Below are 15166 nucleotides of genomic sequence, written 5' to 3' on the forward strand. Positions count from 1 at the left end.
GGTGAGGCGAGCTTAACCGGGCCTAAGCCGCCTGCTTGATTGAAATTATAAAACCCGGCGTTGCCTACTGGCTGAGGGGCAAGGGCTGAACACGATGACGCACGCTTGGCGACTCGATTTGATCCCGCAGATGCATGGCTGCAGCCGTCAACGTGCCTACCCGCAACTGCCCCAGCAGTGGTGTTTGAATACCGGTGGGGATGGATCCCTGAACCGCCAGATATGCTGAATTCAGGTCACCCAACTGTTGATAATCACGGGGCAGTGCATTGTGGCAGGCTGGTGCATCGCGCCTGGGCAAGACAGTGGCCACCAAACTCTCTGCCAAACGAATGTGGGTTTCAAATGTGGCGGCCTCTTGTTCGGCTTGAACCAGTATTTTTGTAGGTTTCCCCTGATCAGCCCGCTTCAAATCGGGTTTGTAACTGTTTTTCACCACAGCATCCAGACAGCCTCTCAAGTTATCAGCCTGATCGTAAACAAGGCTACTGCATGCCTGCAAGTTTTCAAGGTTTTGAATCACCGGATTGGCCAAACTTGCTGGCGTGGCAAAACGTCGACATTGCTTCAAATAATCTTTTGCCAGCGAGTCGACCGATTTGGTCAATGCACTGGATTCTTTCTTCAAAGTTTGAACATCAGACATGAAACCATCCAGCACCGCGGTACTGTGCTGCAACTGGGCATGCAGATTTCCAATCGGACTTTGCATAATCAACACTCCTGAATCAGTTAAGGAGCGCTTCGTGGGGAAACATACAAGAATGGTTCCTTCTTGGTACCTCTCTGCGGGGAAACGTACAAATGAACTTTCCGATGCGGCAAAGTCACTTACTTTGTTTACATGATTGGCTGTTAGTCCATGCTCGATACCAACACCCCTGACAAGTTCATTTTTCATGGCGCAGGCCGCGAATACTTCAAAATCTGGCTTGTAAACCTTGTACTCACCATCGCAACCTTGGGTATTTACGCGGCATGGGCCAAAGTACGAACACGCAAGTATTTCTACCAATCCACTGAATTAAACGGCAACAGGTTTGACTATCACGGCGACCCCAAAGCAATACTGAAAGGCAATTTGCTGGTTGTCTGCATCGCACTGACCTACGTGTTTTCATCGGCTTACTCCCCAGGTTTTGCGGGCCTGATCATGTTGTCGGTGATTTTCCTGATGCCACTGTTTCTGGTCATGAGCCTGCGTTTTCACTTGGCTAACAGCAGCTATAGGGGGTTGCGCTTCCGCTTCAACGGCGCAGCTAAAAGGGCCTATGGCAAATTGATGGTCACCATTTTGATCAGTCTGGGCTTTTTTGTGGTGCTTGGCATGGTGCTCGGAATCGGTAGAGGGCTGATCAACCTGGAATTCTCTGGGGTAACCTCAGTCCTGATGATCATTGCAGCCTCACTGTTGCTAGGCACTGGCATTGCATTCATTCTCGCCATGTTCATCAGCGGTCTGCGCTTGTTTGTCATGAATCACTCAAAGTTCGGCAACGCCGAGCTGAAGTGCGGCGCTCAGTTTGGCGAATTTGGCAAAACCACCCTGAAATCAACATTTTTGGCTGGCCTGGCTTTGTTTCTTCTGGCCATTGCTGCATTTGCCATCAACATGAGCCTATTCACCGACGCGTTCGATTTTTCGATGCCCTTGAGTGAAGAAACCCCCACGACAGAAGACAGCGCTGCGCAAGAACAAGCACATGTGGCCATGCAAGCCATGGCCATGCTTTCAAGCCTCGGCGCAATTGCATTGCTGGCTTATCTCGTATTGTTTGCATTCGGCGCCTATTTGAAAACCGCCATTGACAACCTGATGTGGAACAACACCACACTTGCAAACCAGCATCGGTTCAAAAGCACGGCGAGCCCAATCGCGGCCACATGGATCCACATCAGCAATATTCTCCTGATTGTTTGCACCATGGGTTTGTTTCTTCCATTCGCACGAATTCGCTCAACACGCTACAGAATTACACACATGGCATTCGTCCCCGTGGGCAGCATCGACGAGATTATGCGGGAAGAGCAGAGCAAACAAAAAGCTTTCGGTGACAGCATGGGGGATGCACTTGGTTTGGAACTTGGCATTTGAGATCAAACCCGCATCCCACTGCTTTACCGGCCATTTACTTTAACGGGGAGGTACTGAAAGGTACCCCCGTGAATGTCTACAACGATGCTGGGCAATTGGTGTTTTTGGTCAACGATACAAAACATGCCTTTGCTTTGCGCAATATCAAGCGCCCGGAAAGCTTCGGCAATGCGCCAATTGTGCTTGATTTGCCCAACGGGGGCACACTCGAATTTGATAGGGAAAGCTGCTCAAGCACCCTGCAATCCTGGAAAGTACTTTCCTTAAGCTGGTTTGAAAAAGTTCAATACCACCCCACTCAATGGCTACTTATTGGCATCGCGTCTATCGCGTTTGCAATTGGCCTTTACGGCCAAGGCTTGCCTTTGATCAGCAAATGGATCGCGTTTGCCACACCACCAGCCAAGCTGTCGGAATTAATGGGAAACGTGTTGATTGAGCTGGATGATGTTATTTTTCAACCCAGCAATCTAGACGATCAGGCGAAATCTACCTACCAGCAGCAACTGAACTCACTCATCGCAGGCCGCGCAGAGTTGTCCCATGTCAGGCTTGCGTTTCGCAGCAGTAAAATTGGTCCCAACGCCTTTGCCTTACCCGACGGCACCATTGTTTTAACCGACGAACTTTTGAACTTCCTACCGGCGAAGACCATTCCTGGTGTTTTGGCGCATGAGTTGGGGCATATTCAACTTCGGCACATGTTCCGCCGATTGCTGCAAAACGCTCTGGCTGGAACCGCAATTGCCATTTTTTCAGGTGATGTTTCAGTCCTGATCAGCACCCTGGGCACGCAATTGATTGCGCAGCACTACAGCAGAGAATTTGAACGGGAAGCTGATTTGTTTGCAATTGAACTGTTTGTTAAACAAGGGCGCGACCTTGCCGCACTTGAATTGCTACATGAAAAGCTGGGCAGCCTGGATGGTTCGGGTTCTACCGACTCGTCCTATCTGGACAGTCACCCAGGTGCTGAAGAACGAATTCAATTAATTCGAGAAAATCAATAAAACACGAAAGCCCGCTAAGCAAGCTTTCGCGGTACGACTATCACGAATTATCCGCCAAGCACTTTTTCGCACATCGTTGCATAAATGGCCTGGGCACAATCAATTCCCTTGAGCTAACACCCCAACAATTCGCTATTTGTTCAATTGGCATGTTATTTCTCATCGGAAAATTAATGAATATTCCTGTTCAAAGCCACAACGTTTGTATCCAAATCCGATTGGATATTTTGGCGAGTATATTGCGCAGCGATTCTCAGGTTGTTGACGGCTGTAGTTACCTTGGGCCCCTGGTCTGCACCAAGCTTGCTTGCTCGTTTCAATATCTTTTCCACTTGACCTGTGCACCAATTTACCTTGTGAGCTTGAGGAATCGCCGCGACATTGCCTTGGAACAAACCATCTTGATGATTCGAAAAGAAATCTACTTCCTGGTCGAGGCTTTTTGCTTTTGACGCAAAACTTTTGAGTGTATCTTTCGCTCCATCCAATAATTTGATTAATTGTTTGGATTGAATTGAATCCCCTTGGGGAGAAAATATCAGGGCTTTGGAGCTACCTGTGGTCGCCACCACATGTGCTCTCATATCTCGCGCAGTTTGCGCCAACTCAGATGCTGCATTGGCCAAGGGAGAGATATCTCGTTTCAGGTTACTTAAGTTTTGTTTGTTGATATTGAATTGCTCAACAACCGGGTTGCTGGTAGCAACAGAACTTGAATACATCTTGAATAGTCCTCAAAGTCGTGAAAAGGATAAGTCTGTTAACCAACCAAAAAAGAAGTTCGATTTATCAACAAAACTCAATCCGTTCTGCACAACAAAAATCCCGCTCGGGGGTTTGAACCCGGCGGGATTTTCTGAACTACACCAACAGTTGGCGGCGATTAAAACCGGATATCAGACAACCTGTGCAAGCCGGCGTTTGCGTACACCTTGTGCCAAGGTTTCCAGTACTTGCAGGCTGTCGTCCCAGCCCACACAACCATCGGTGATGCTTTGGCCGTAAGTCAACGGCTTGCCGGGTTCAAGGTCCTGGCGACCTTCCACCAAATGGCTTTCAACCATCACGCCCATAATACGGGCGTCACCGGCAGCCAGTTGTTCAGCAATGTTTTCGCACACGCCCACCTGGTTCTTCGGCACCTTGCTGCTGTTGCCATGGCTTGCATCAATCATGATTCGGGCGGCGAGACCCGCCTTGCCAATATCAGCCGCAGCCGCCTCAACAGACGCCGCATCGTAGTTCGGGCCTTTCCCGCCACGCAAAATAATGTGGCAATCTTCGTTGCCCGAGGTGCTCACAATGGCGCTACGCCCTTCCTTGGTCACACTTAAAAAGTGGTGCGGGTGCTGAGCGGCTTTGATGGCATCCACTGCAATTTTTACGTTGCCATCTGTGCCATTCTTGAAACCGACCGGGCAGCTCAGGCCCGATGACAACTCACGGTGAATCTGGCTTTCAGTGGTGCGGGCACCAATGGCGCCCCAGCTGACCAAATCAGCAATGTACTGCGGGGTGATCATGTCGAGAAATTCAGTGCCAGCGGGCAAACCAAGGCCGTTGATGTTCAGCAGCACTTCACGCGCCATGCGCAGGCCTTTGTTAATCTCGAAACTGCCGTCCAGATTGGGGTCATTGATCAAACCCTTCCAACCCACGGTGGTGCGGGGCTTCTCAAAATAAACACGCATCACAATTTCCAGGTCTTCCGCGTATTTTTCGCGGTACACCTTCAGCTTGTTGGCGTACTCCATGGCCGCTTTCACGTCGTGAATGGAGCAAGGCCCCATCACCACGATCAAACGGTCGTCGCCACCGTGCAGAATTTTGTGCAAAGCGGTACGGCAACCTGCGACTGTGTCAGCAATTGCGGGGGTAATGGGCACGTCTGCGATCAAGGCCGCAGGGGTGATCAGTTCTTTAATTTCTTTGATTCTCAAGTCGTCTGTTACCGTGTTCATGCCAATTCTCCTGAATGCTGGCGCGCTTTTTGTTCAAAGTGTCGGTTCAAAAAAAAACCGCCAGGAGGTTCAGGCCTGGCGGTTTTGGGATCTGTTCGAACTATGTGTTTTTACGCACAACCCTCTTCCGCCGCTTGCCCAAACCAGGCAAAGAAGCCAAAAAAAGCATAAAAAGAGTGCGCGAAATTCGTGTTCATCTTTTAAATGTAATCAATTCATGGCCGCTGTGCAAGCGCGCTAAGCCAAATTCTAACAAGTCACGGGTGGGTGTGGTTGGCATCCCACTGAAAAACAAGGAACTTTGACAGCTTTGAGTCCACTCAGGCGTTCAATTTCAATACACCACCGACGAATCATGAGCATGAACGGAATCAACCCAATTCAAGTGAACCCATTGAATTTTGCCCCAGCACCTCCCCAGGCCCAACAACGCCCCACCGTGGAAGCGGTCAGGGCTCTGGCCACACAAATCAGGGGGCAGACTGCGACATTAATTCCGCTAGTCAACAATTTCTACACGGCATGGATGGTGTTGCCGCAAGCGCAGGCTGTCGCCGTTTCAGCCACACAACAACTCAAAAGTACGTTCCTGGAACCCGATGAGGGTCATGCGGATTTTCTTCGTAAACTGGAGAACTGTACCGATGAAGTGCGACACAACGCCAGAGAAGTTACTCGTTTGGCCATTTCATTGGACAACAGCTGCTTCGAGGCGCTCGAAATCGCAAGCCATTTGCTTGAGCAAGGTCCGAGCAACTTGCTGGTGACAACACCGTTGGGGCCTTGGTCTTTGTCAAAGCAGGCTATTGACACCAATTTGCTCTACCGGCTTACAGGAGACATAGACCTGCTGCAGGGCCCACAGCCCGGGGACCAAGGCAACCTGGCTGCCTTGCATACAGAATGGGCGCAAGACGATGCGATCGACCCTTACGGCATGCCGCGCTGAATTACTGCGTACCGCCCATCACCAGCCCATCGATGCGCAGGGTGGGCTGGCCCACACCAACAGGTACGCTTTGACCTTCCTTGCCGCAAGTGCCCACGCCATCGTCAAGCGCCATGTCGTTGCCCACCATTGAAATTTTCGTGAGCGACTCTGGGCCGTTACCGATCAAGGTTGCACCCTTGAGTGGGTAAGTGATTTTGCCGTTTTCAATTTTGTAGGCCAGCGAAGCTGAAAATACAAACTTGCCACTGGTAATATCGACCTGACCTCCGCCAAAGTTCACGGCGTACACACCGTCTTTCACACTGGCGATAATTTCCTCAGGCGTTTTGTCGCCGTTCAACATGTAAGTGTTGGTCATGCGGGGCATGGGCAAATGCGCAAAGCTCTCGCGGCGACCGTTGCCGGTGACCGGCATTTTCATGAGCCTTGCGTTCGTAATGTCTTGAATGTAGCCCTTCAAAATACCGTCTTCAATCAAGGTGGTGCATTCGGTTTTGTTGCCTTCGTCGTCAATGTTCAACGAACCCCGGCGGCTGGCCAAAGTACCATCATCAACAATCGTGACCCCCTTGGCGGCCACGCGCTGGCCAATCATGCCTGAAAATGCGCTACTGCCTTTGCGGTTGAAGTCACCTTCCAGACCGTGGCCAATCGCTTCATGCAACAAAATACCGGGCCAGCCAGAACCCAGCACCACGGTCTGCAAGCCTGCCGGTGCTGGGCGGGCTTCCAGATTGATCAAGGCTTGGTCTACTGCAGTGTGGGCATGGTGCATCAAAAACGCGTCTGTAAACTGTGCAAAGTCGTAACGGCCACCAGCACCCGATGAACCAGTTTCACGACGGCCTTTTTGTTCTACCACCACACTCACGTTCACACGCACCAAGGGGCGCACATCTGCGGCGAGTACACCGTCACTGCGAGCCACCAGTACCACATCATAGGCGCCCACAATATTGGCCATCACTTGCTTCACGCGCTTGTCGCGCTTGCGTGCGAATTGCTCAAGACGCTTGAGCAGGTCTACTTTTTCAGTCGATGTCAGCGTGGGAATCGGGTTCAGAGGGCTGTAGAGTGCCCGGCTTTCAGCGCCAGCGAAGCCCTTGCCAGTTTTCAGGTTGCGATTGGCTGTTTTACCCAAGCTTGCAATTTCACGCACCGATTTGGCCGCTGCCAGAATTGGTTTGAAGGCGATGTCGTCGGAATAAGCGAAAGCAGTTTTATCACCGCTGACAGCGCGCACACCCACGCCCTGCTCAATGTTGTAGCTGCCCGATTTCACAATGCCTTCATCGAGCGACCAACCTTCAATGCAACCGTACTGAAAGTACAGGTCGGCAAAATCCACCTTGTGGGAAAAAATTTCACCAAAGGCCTTTTGAATGTGGCCTTCGTCGATACCGTAGGGGGTCCACAACAGGCTTTGGGCGGTGGCCAGGTTGGCGATGGCGGGGTCTACTACTTTCATGTTGAATCCTTTAAAGCACGCGGTGCGTAAGCGCGGGCAAGCTGTTTCGCACATCGACTATCTTAGCAGGGTCAAGCTGGCCCAGCACCACCCCCTCGCCCTCTTCAAGCACATTCTCGACCTCGCCCCACGGGTTGACCAGCATGGAATGGCCCCAGGTACGGCGCCCATTCTCGTGCACACCGCCCTGACCACAAGCCAGCACATAACACTGGTTTTCAATGGCGCGGGCACGCATCAACACCTCCCAGTGAGCGCGGCCAGTGGTATAGGTGAATGCAGCGGGCATCACGATCAAATCAACAGGTCCCATGGCACGGTAAAGTTCTGGAAAACGCAAGTCGTAGCACACGGACAAGCCTATTTTGAAGCCCTCCACATCGGCCACCACAGGTGTTTTTCCGGGAAGTAGCACGCGCGCTTCGTCGTAGCTTTCCTGCCCTTTGGTGAAACAAAACAGGTGAATTTTGTCGTAGCGGGCCGTGCATTCGCCTTGCGGATTGAATACCAGCGTGGTGTTGTACACACGGCCGTCCACCTCGCTGGCAATTGGCAGGGTACCCGCCACAATGTGTAAGTTACGTACCACGGCCTGATCGGCCAGAAATTGCTGGATCGGACCATTGCCGATAGGCTCTGCAATCGCCAGCTTGTCGGTGTCTTTGTGGCCCATCAAGCAAAAATATTCAGGCAGCAACACCATGCGTGCGCCTTGCTTTGCAGCATGCCCGATCAAACGCTGTGCGATGTCCAGATTCCGTTCAAGGTCAGGGGTGGCAATCATTTGCAGGCTTGCAACGGTCATGGACTTGCTCATGCTAATTCCTTGTGTTGGTGTCGTTGGTGGGCGGGGTGACCGGATCGCCCCTGCGCACACGCTCAATAACCGGGGCCACCCAAGGGCCGCTCACCTTGTACTGAAAAGAGAAGATTTTCGAAAGCGGATCTTTCAGCACAAAATCGGCAATCAATGATGCAATACCCACCGCCGGGTTGGCTGCAATCACAGAGTAGATCAGTGAACCGCCGGCGGGGTTCAGGTCTGGCAACACAACCACATTCAGGTTTTGCGTTTCGCTTTCCAGGTCCAGTTTTCCGTCCATCAACACGGTGGCGCTAGGTCCGGTCATTTTGAAGTTCTGGGTGCTGGCAATGCCCTCTTTCATGGCCACATCGGCCTCCATGGTGTCGTAAGCAAAGCCCTCGGAAAACACATCCTTGAAATCGAGCGTGAATCGACGCGGAATACTTTGCAAGGAAAGTACGCCCAGCAATTTGGCCACGCCAGGGTCTGCTTTCAAAAACTGCCCCTTGCTGCTTTTCAGCTTGAATTGCCCGCTCAAGCTGCCGTAGTCAATATTCGTGGGCGCATCATTCCAGCGCAATCGCCCAAGCAGCGTACCTTCACCACCCTGAAAAACCCCGGCCATGCCGAGTCGGGTTAGCAAGCCACCCGCATTCTTCACGGTTTGGTCCACTTCAATGTCGGTGCGCTGATTTTTCAGGTTTTCACCGTACTGCCAAACTCCTTTGGCCCGGGTAATCGATTCCGGGTTTTCAATGCGGAGTTCTTCCAGTTTCCATTCTTTCGGGCGTTGACCCAGAGCGGCGCGCGCCTGTTCTTCACGGGTTTGGTTCACCGCGATTAATTTCAGGCTGCCCAGAGCCAAATCATTCAAGGTGAAATTGTCCACCTGCACATCCAACGCTGGAATGCTGGAGGCGGGCTCCTCCACCAAATCACGTAGGTCACTGTCGAGCGTTTTGGGAATGACCAGCGTTTTAAAACGCGCCAACACAGCACCATCAGGCCTTTGTTTGTCAGAAATCCAGGACAGATAACCATCAACCCCCTTGGCTTTCACATCAAACTGCCATCGTTTTTCGACCGTGCGGGCCGCTACCGACACGCCTTCAAATGATTTGCTGCCCACATTCAGGCGTTCGGTGCGGATACCCACCTTTAACTTGATGTCGGTGTCAGCGGTGGGGTCACCCATCAACTCGCCCATCAAGCCCTTGTTGCCCGGGGCCGAGGTGATGTCATTGAAAATAGAGCGCCAAGTGTCCAAATCGATTGCAGGCACCCGAATGTCGCCTTGTATTCCTGCTGTGGGGGCCGCCAGGGGCGCACCGATGGCGAACTGCATGGAATCAATACCCGCTTGACCCGCCTGTTCCAGAACAATCGCACGAAGTTGTGCCAGCGGTTTTGCATCGGGGCCCAAATCCACTTGCCAACGTTCACCCTGGGCTGTGGCGCTTTGGTTCAATTTGAAGGGCAATCTGGCATCTGCTTTTTTGGCGAAAGGCGCAGGCAATTTCACCTCCAAGCCCTGCAACTGACTGTTCACATCCACCGCCACGCCATTCTCACGAGTGGCCACGAGCACCGAATACGGCGTGCTGCCAGCCAGGTAAGGCTCACTCAGGGGGTTCAAATACTGGGCCAAGCCTTTGGCACGCGCAGTGCCATTGGCCCGAATTTCCATACGCCCATTGGCATCTGTGGTGCCTTTCACCACCACAGGCCCACCCAGGGCCTGGCCTTGAAGCTGGTCAATAAACAAACCTTTGTTGGAAAACTGGATGACGCCATCCACATTGCTGACCACCGGCATGCCCCTCACCACTCGGATGGAATTGCCTTTCAATTTCAGGTCGCCCTTGACCTGTGTTTTTTCAGGATCAGCAATCGGAATATTCAAACGCAAATCGAGGTTGGCATTGCCTTCCACCTGTGCATTAACAAGTGCCTCGTTCAATATTTCCCGCACCGGGCTTTGATTCACAAAGGCCACCATTTTGCCCAAATCGCCTTGGCCTTGCCCTTTAATTTCAAGCAGTGGTTCCCAAGCGTCCAGGTTGTCAATGGTCGCTTGCACGCCTTTCAGGCCTACCCCGGAAGTTTCAGCTTGCTCCGCTTCAATCAACATGCGTTTGCCAATAAACAAGGCCTTGCCATTCACTTTCTGAATGCCGGGCCAGCCGGGGGCATAAGTCAGTTCACCGTTTTCAAAAGGCACATCGATTCTAAACACACCTGGGTGTTTGGGATCCGCAAAGGGAAAGTCGCTCAAGCGGCCAGACAATTCAAACTGACCGTTTTTTGCCATGCCCGCTTTCAGATTCTCTGTCAGCCATTCACGCGCACTGGCCCCAACCACCAGTGGCAAGTAATTGGCTACACGCGCAAGATTGGCCGACGGCAAGGTGCCCCGGATGTCGATGACATCCGATTCATCCCGGCGAAACTGGTAACTGCCCGCAACCTGGGCCTGAAGGTCTGTGTTGCCGACCTTCAGTTGCTCCACAGAAAATTCCGCTGGCTGATTGGCCGTGAAAACATCTCGCCAACCGCCTCGGCCTTCGATGGAATCAAAGGCCAGGGTTTCAGCTGCAAATATTTCTGGCAGGGAAATTTCAGAATTGCGGCCAACCAAGGTCCATTCGCCTTTGGAATCGCTGCCTTTGAATGTGCCACTGAGGTTCTTGAACCCGGTAATTCGTCCGTTTGATTTTGGCGACGGGTCGCGATACAACACGGTGAGCTTGCTGAAATCAACATCGGATTTGAACGAGACTGATTCCTCAAAGGGCTTGTTACCAGAAGTCCGCCAATCCAGCGCCACACGGTTGATTCGCCCGGCCACTTCGAAAGACTTCAAGGCTTCAAGCCGCTGAAGCTGCCCCAAATGTGGACCCAACTCGAGCACAATTGCCTGGGCCTGAGCCGCGTCCAATTGCTGAATCTGCACACCCCAATCCACCCCCTCTGCACCTGCTTCTTTCTTTAGGGACAAATCGGTCGGGCCAAACTGTTTTTGCCCGGCAATCTGGCCTTTCAGTTGACGGATCGAAATGGCATTCGGCTCAAACAAAGCGTGCTGACCTTGCACCTCGATCAAGGCACTGGTGTTGGTCATGTCAAAAGGTGTGGCCTCAACCTCTGGGTTGGAAAAACGCAACTTTCCAATTCGGGCATCCAGCAAGGAACGCTGCACCAAACCGTCTTCAAAATCGATCCACAGTTTTCCCTGTGGCTGGGTTAAATCCACATCCAGACCGAAAGTTTTGAACACCGACTCAAGCGGCTCCGTTTGATCCACCAAAGCACTGAGATAAAAACTGCCTTTCCATTTGGACATATCGCCCAACTTGCGCTCCAGCAACGGTGTTTTGAAGTTCAAGCGCGCGTTCACAGGCGTTTGAGCCAGCACCGGCAATTTGAAAGTCAGGCCGGCCTCGTGACGGCTGAGGCCATTTTCCAGCAACAGTTCAGCCTCGATGGCTTGAGCGCCGGGGAATTGCCCCATGGCATCCTGCCAGTTCAATACGCCGTTTCTCAGCAACACACGTTGCTGGGCCAACAACCAGTCCAGCCCGGGGTTGCCCTGGCTGCCATCATCGACCAAGGGTATGCCGGCCACTTCGATTACACCCTGTGAATTGCGCACTACACTGAGCGCTGGCGATTGCACTTCCAGGTTTTTCAGGCGTGGATTGAAGGCAAGAATGCTGGGCAAAGACCAGGTTAAGTGAACCCGATCCGCGGTGAAGCCCGGCTCACCATTGGCTTGGGGCAAGCGAATGTTTTGCACCACCAGCAAGGGACCAAAACCGCGCCAGCTGGCCTGAATCTCGCCAATTTCAAGTGCAGTGCCTGTTTGTGTTTGCAAGTACTGCTGAATTTCGGGGCGGTAGCGGTCAATTTCAGGCAAGACCAACCACTTGATGGCCAACAGGGCCATGCACAGGGGGGTATACACCGCAATCAGCACCCAAAACAGCACAGCCCCTGCACGCCGAAGCGCGGGGTTGCCCTTGACTTGTTGCACCAGTGCCTGGTTTGTTCCTTCCTGCAAGAAATACCGCCCGAATAATCGTCAACACCTGTAGTACGCTATTGTAGAACCAAGCTCCCCTTTATTACGACACGCATGAACGACCCACTGGATTTCTATCATCAGGTTTGGCCCAACCACTCCGACTATGCAAAACGCTGGCTTCACCGTTTTCCACAATGGGACAGCACCGAGCACGATGAAAATCATCTTTTGAACTGCATTGAAACCTGGCTGGAGAAAGCGCGCGAGTTAAACGACGAAAAAGCCCTGATGGCAGAACTTCGCCTGGTTCGGCAACGCAGCATGATTGAAATCATGCGCCGCGACCTGCAAGGCAAGGTGGACCTGTTCGAAGTGACAGAGGCCTTGTCCTTTCTGGCCGATGCCGCCGTACAAATTGCACTGAAATTCAGCCACAAAATGCAGGCAGAGCGTTTCGGCGAGCCCACCGATGGTGATTGCATGATGGTGGTTGGCATGGGCAAGCTGGGCGGTCTTGAATTGAATGCATCCAGCGACATCGACCTGATTTTTTTGTACAACCAGGATGGAGAAACCCTCGGAGGCCCCACGGGTAAAACCCAATCCCATGCAGAATTTTTCACGCAGGTGGGCAAACGGGTCATCAAGATTATTTCGGAAGTGACCGACGAAGGTTTTGTATTTCGGGTCGACATGCGCCTTCGTCCAAATGGCGATTCTGGCCCACTGGTGGTGAGCCTGGATATGCTGGAAGAATACTTTGTGGTGCAGGGCCGCGAATGGGAGCGCTACGCCTGGATCAAGGCCCGCGTGGTGAATTGGGCAGTGGACCCGGCTCAAGATGCCGCGTTTCAACAAAGCCTGGACAACCTGAACAACATTGTTCGGCCCTTTGTATTTCGCAAATACCTGGACTTCGGGTCCATTCGCGCCTTGCGAGCACTGCATGTGCAAATTCGCAATGAGGTGAACAAGCGGGAAAGCCAGCACCCAGGCTCGGTGCATGTCAAACTGGGGCGCGGTGGCATTCGTGAAATTGAATTCACGGCACAGGCTTTTCAGCTGATTCGTGGCGGGCGCGAACCCAAGCTGCAATTGCGGCGTACGGTCGATGTGCTGGAAGTGTGCGTGGAATTGGGGCTGATCACCAAAGACGACCACGACAAAATGGTGGCGGCGTATCGCTTTCTGCGCAACCTTGAACACCGTCTGCAATACGTGGACGATGCCCAAACCCACCGCCTTCCTGCCAGCCCGACCGAGGTACTGCGCATTGCACGATCCATGGGATTTCAAGACCCGGGCAACTTCATGAAGGCCTTGAACCGCCACATGGATTACGTGGCCAGCCACTTTGATGTGGTGTTTGGCGACAAACAGGAAGACGAAGAAACCCCCAGCCTTGAATTGCCTTGGGCAGACACCCTGACCCAGGGATTCACCAACCCCAAAGCCGCACAAGACCGTTACCAACACTTGATTGAATCGAGCCGGTACCAGGCTTTGCCCAGTGCACATCGGGAACGGGTTGACCGCTTGATGCCCACTTTGCTGGCGGCAGCAGGCGCTTCCTCAGCGCCAGACTCCTGCTGGCGTTACTGCTGCGATCTGATTGAAACCGTGTCGCGGCGCGGGGCCTACCTGAGTTTGCTGGATGAATACCCCATTGCCCGCATGCGGGTCAGCCGAATGCTTGCGGCCAGCCCTTGGGCTGCCAACTTTTTGATCAAACACCCGCTGTTGCTTGATGAGTTACTGGACAGCCGAACCTTGCTGACACCACCCGACTTCAAACAATGGAAGCAACAGCTGAGAGACCTGCTGGACCAAGCCAAACTGCCCGACGGGCAGCCCGACCTTGAACGGCAAATGGATCTGATTCGGGAGCAGCACCATGCACAACTGTTCAGGGTGCTGACGCAGGACCTCGAGAACCTGCTGACTGTTGAGCATGTATCCGATTTGCTGTCCGAACTGGCCGATTGCACGCTTGAAATTATTCTGGAACGTGCGTGGGACCAGCTGCCAAAACGGCACCGCGCACAACCGCGATTTGCAGTGGTGGCTTATGGCAAACACGGCGGCAAAGAGTTGGGCTACTCCTCCGACCTGGACCTGATTTTCCTGTTTGAGGATGAGGACGACCGCGCGCCCGATTTGTACGCCCAACTGGCCAAGCGCATGAACCGCTGGCTCACCACCCAAACCGCAGCAGGCACCTTGTTTGAAACTGATTTTCGCTTGCGCCCCAACGGCGAGGCAGGCTTGCTGGTAAGCAGCGTGGCATCGTTTGAAGATTACCAACGCCGCGAAGGCGGAGTGGGTGCGTGGTTTTGGGAACACCAGGCACTGACCCGTGCCCGTTTCTGCGTGGGTGATGTTGAAATTGGAAAAAAATTCGAGACGCTGCGGGAAGAAATTTTACAACTGCCCCGCGACTGGAATGACGTCAAAAAAGAAGTGATTACCATGCGCCAGAAAATGCTGGATGGACACCCCAACCACACCGAGCTGTTTGATGTAAAACACGATTTGGGTGGCATGGTCGATGTGGAATTCATGGTGCAGGCCTTGGTACTGGGCTTCGCCAACAAGTACCCTGAACTGACCAAGAACAAAGGCAATATTGCCCTTTTGAAAAAAGCAGGGGAACTGGGGCTGGTGCCGGCTGAGCTTGCCAATTATGTGGCTGATGCCTACCGACAACTGCGGGCCAAGCAACACGCCTTGCGGCTGGCAGGACATGACAAATCACGCACCAGCGACCCAGCATTGATGGTGATGCGAAAACCCATTCGGAAGCTTTGGGAAACCCTGCTGGGCTAAAGTGCAAGTGTTCAGTGCCCTGCGT

General features: G+C 52.8%; 11 protein-coding genes. 5 read left to right on the forward strand and 6 right to left on the reverse strand.

What is annotated here, in order from left to right; translation table 11 throughout:
• Positions 1 to 64: 64 nt before the first annotated feature.
• Positions 65 to 712 carry a hypothetical protein gene (locus HKT17_RS12525; RefSeq protein WP_171100489.1) on the reverse strand — a complete coding sequence of 216 codons (648 nt, stop codon included), beginning with the start codon at positions 710 to 712 and terminating at the stop codon, positions 65 to 67.
• 150 nt (positions 713 to 862) lie between these two features.
• On the opposite strand from HKT17_RS12525, the gene HKT17_RS12530 reads away from it, so the two are divergent.
• Positions 863 to 2095 carry a YjgN family protein gene (locus HKT17_RS12530; protein ID WP_171100491.1) on the forward strand — a complete coding sequence of 411 codons (1233 nt, stop codon included), beginning with the start codon at positions 863 to 865 and terminating at the stop codon, positions 2093 to 2095.
• Positions 2092 to 3105, forward strand: coding sequence for a M48 family metallopeptidase (locus tag HKT17_RS12535; protein WP_442915688.1), 1014 nt, complete (start codon positions 2092 to 2094; stop codon positions 3103 to 3105). The genes HKT17_RS12530 and HKT17_RS12535 overlap by 4 nt, the downstream gene beginning before the upstream one ends.
• 170 nt (positions 3106 to 3275) lie before the next feature.
• Here the strand turns inward: HKT17_RS12535 and HKT17_RS12540 are convergent, their stop codons facing one another.
• Positions 3276 to 3827, reverse strand: a complete 552-nt coding sequence (locus tag HKT17_RS12540) for a hypothetical protein (RefSeq protein WP_171100493.1) — start codon at positions 3825 to 3827, stop codon at positions 3276 to 3278.
• A gap of 174 nt (positions 3828 to 4001) precedes the next feature.
• Positions 4002 to 5066: a 3-deoxy-7-phosphoheptulonate synthase AroG gene (gene aroG / locus HKT17_RS12545; RefSeq protein ID WP_105027215.1), complete on the reverse strand. Its 1065-nt coding sequence runs from the start codon at positions 5064 to 5066 to the stop codon at positions 4002 to 4004.
• 14 nt (positions 5067 to 5080) lie between these two features.
• Here aroG and HKT17_RS15535 point away from each other — a divergent pair, with 14 nt between their 5' ends.
• Entirely contained in the window at positions 5081 to 5371 is a 291-nt protein-coding gene (locus tag HKT17_RS15535; protein ID WP_105027216.1) for a hypothetical protein, read from the forward strand.
• Positions 5372 to 5421: 50 nt separating this feature from the next.
• A complete protein-coding gene (locus HKT17_RS12550) occupies positions 5422 to 6015 on the forward strand; it encodes a hypothetical protein (protein WP_205882431.1) in 594 nt (197 codons plus the stop codon).
• Between the two features lies 1 nt (position 6016).
• Here the strand turns inward: HKT17_RS12550 and tldD are convergent, their stop codons facing one another.
• From tldD to HKT17_RS12565, 3 genes are read right to left on the reverse strand one after another with little or no spacing between them, the layout of a single operon-like run.
• Entirely contained in the window at positions 6017 to 7486 is a 1470-nt protein-coding gene (gene tldD / locus HKT17_RS12555) for a metalloprotease TldD (RefSeq protein WP_105027218.1), read from the reverse strand.
• Positions 7487 to 7496: 10 nt separating this feature from the next.
• Positions 7497 to 8303, reverse strand: coding sequence for a carbon-nitrogen hydrolase family protein (locus HKT17_RS12560; RefSeq protein WP_105027219.1), 807 nt, complete (start codon positions 8301 to 8303; stop codon positions 7497 to 7499).
• Position 8304: 1 nt separating this feature from the next.
• On the reverse strand, positions 8305 to 12351 hold the full coding sequence (locus HKT17_RS12565) for a YhdP family protein (protein WP_171100497.1): 4047 nt from the start codon (positions 12349 to 12351) through the stop codon (positions 8305 to 8307).
• 75 nt (positions 12352 to 12426) lie between these two features.
• Between HKT17_RS12565 and glnE the strand changes: the two genes are divergently transcribed.
• The gene (glnE, locus tag HKT17_RS12570; protein ID WP_171100499.1) at positions 12427 to 15141 is read left to right on the forward strand and encodes a bifunctional [glutamate--ammonia ligase]-adenylyl-L-tyrosine phosphorylase/[glutamate--ammonia-ligase] adenylyltransferase; all 2715 of its coding nucleotides are present in this window, start codon (positions 12427 to 12429) and stop codon (positions 15139 to 15141) included.
• Positions 15142 to 15166: the final 25 nt, after the last annotated feature.

The organism is Limnobacter sp. SAORIC-580 (genome assembly GCF_013004065.1).
GTDB lineage: Bacteria > Pseudomonadota > Gammaproteobacteria > Burkholderiales > Burkholderiaceae_B > Limnobacter > Limnobacter profundi.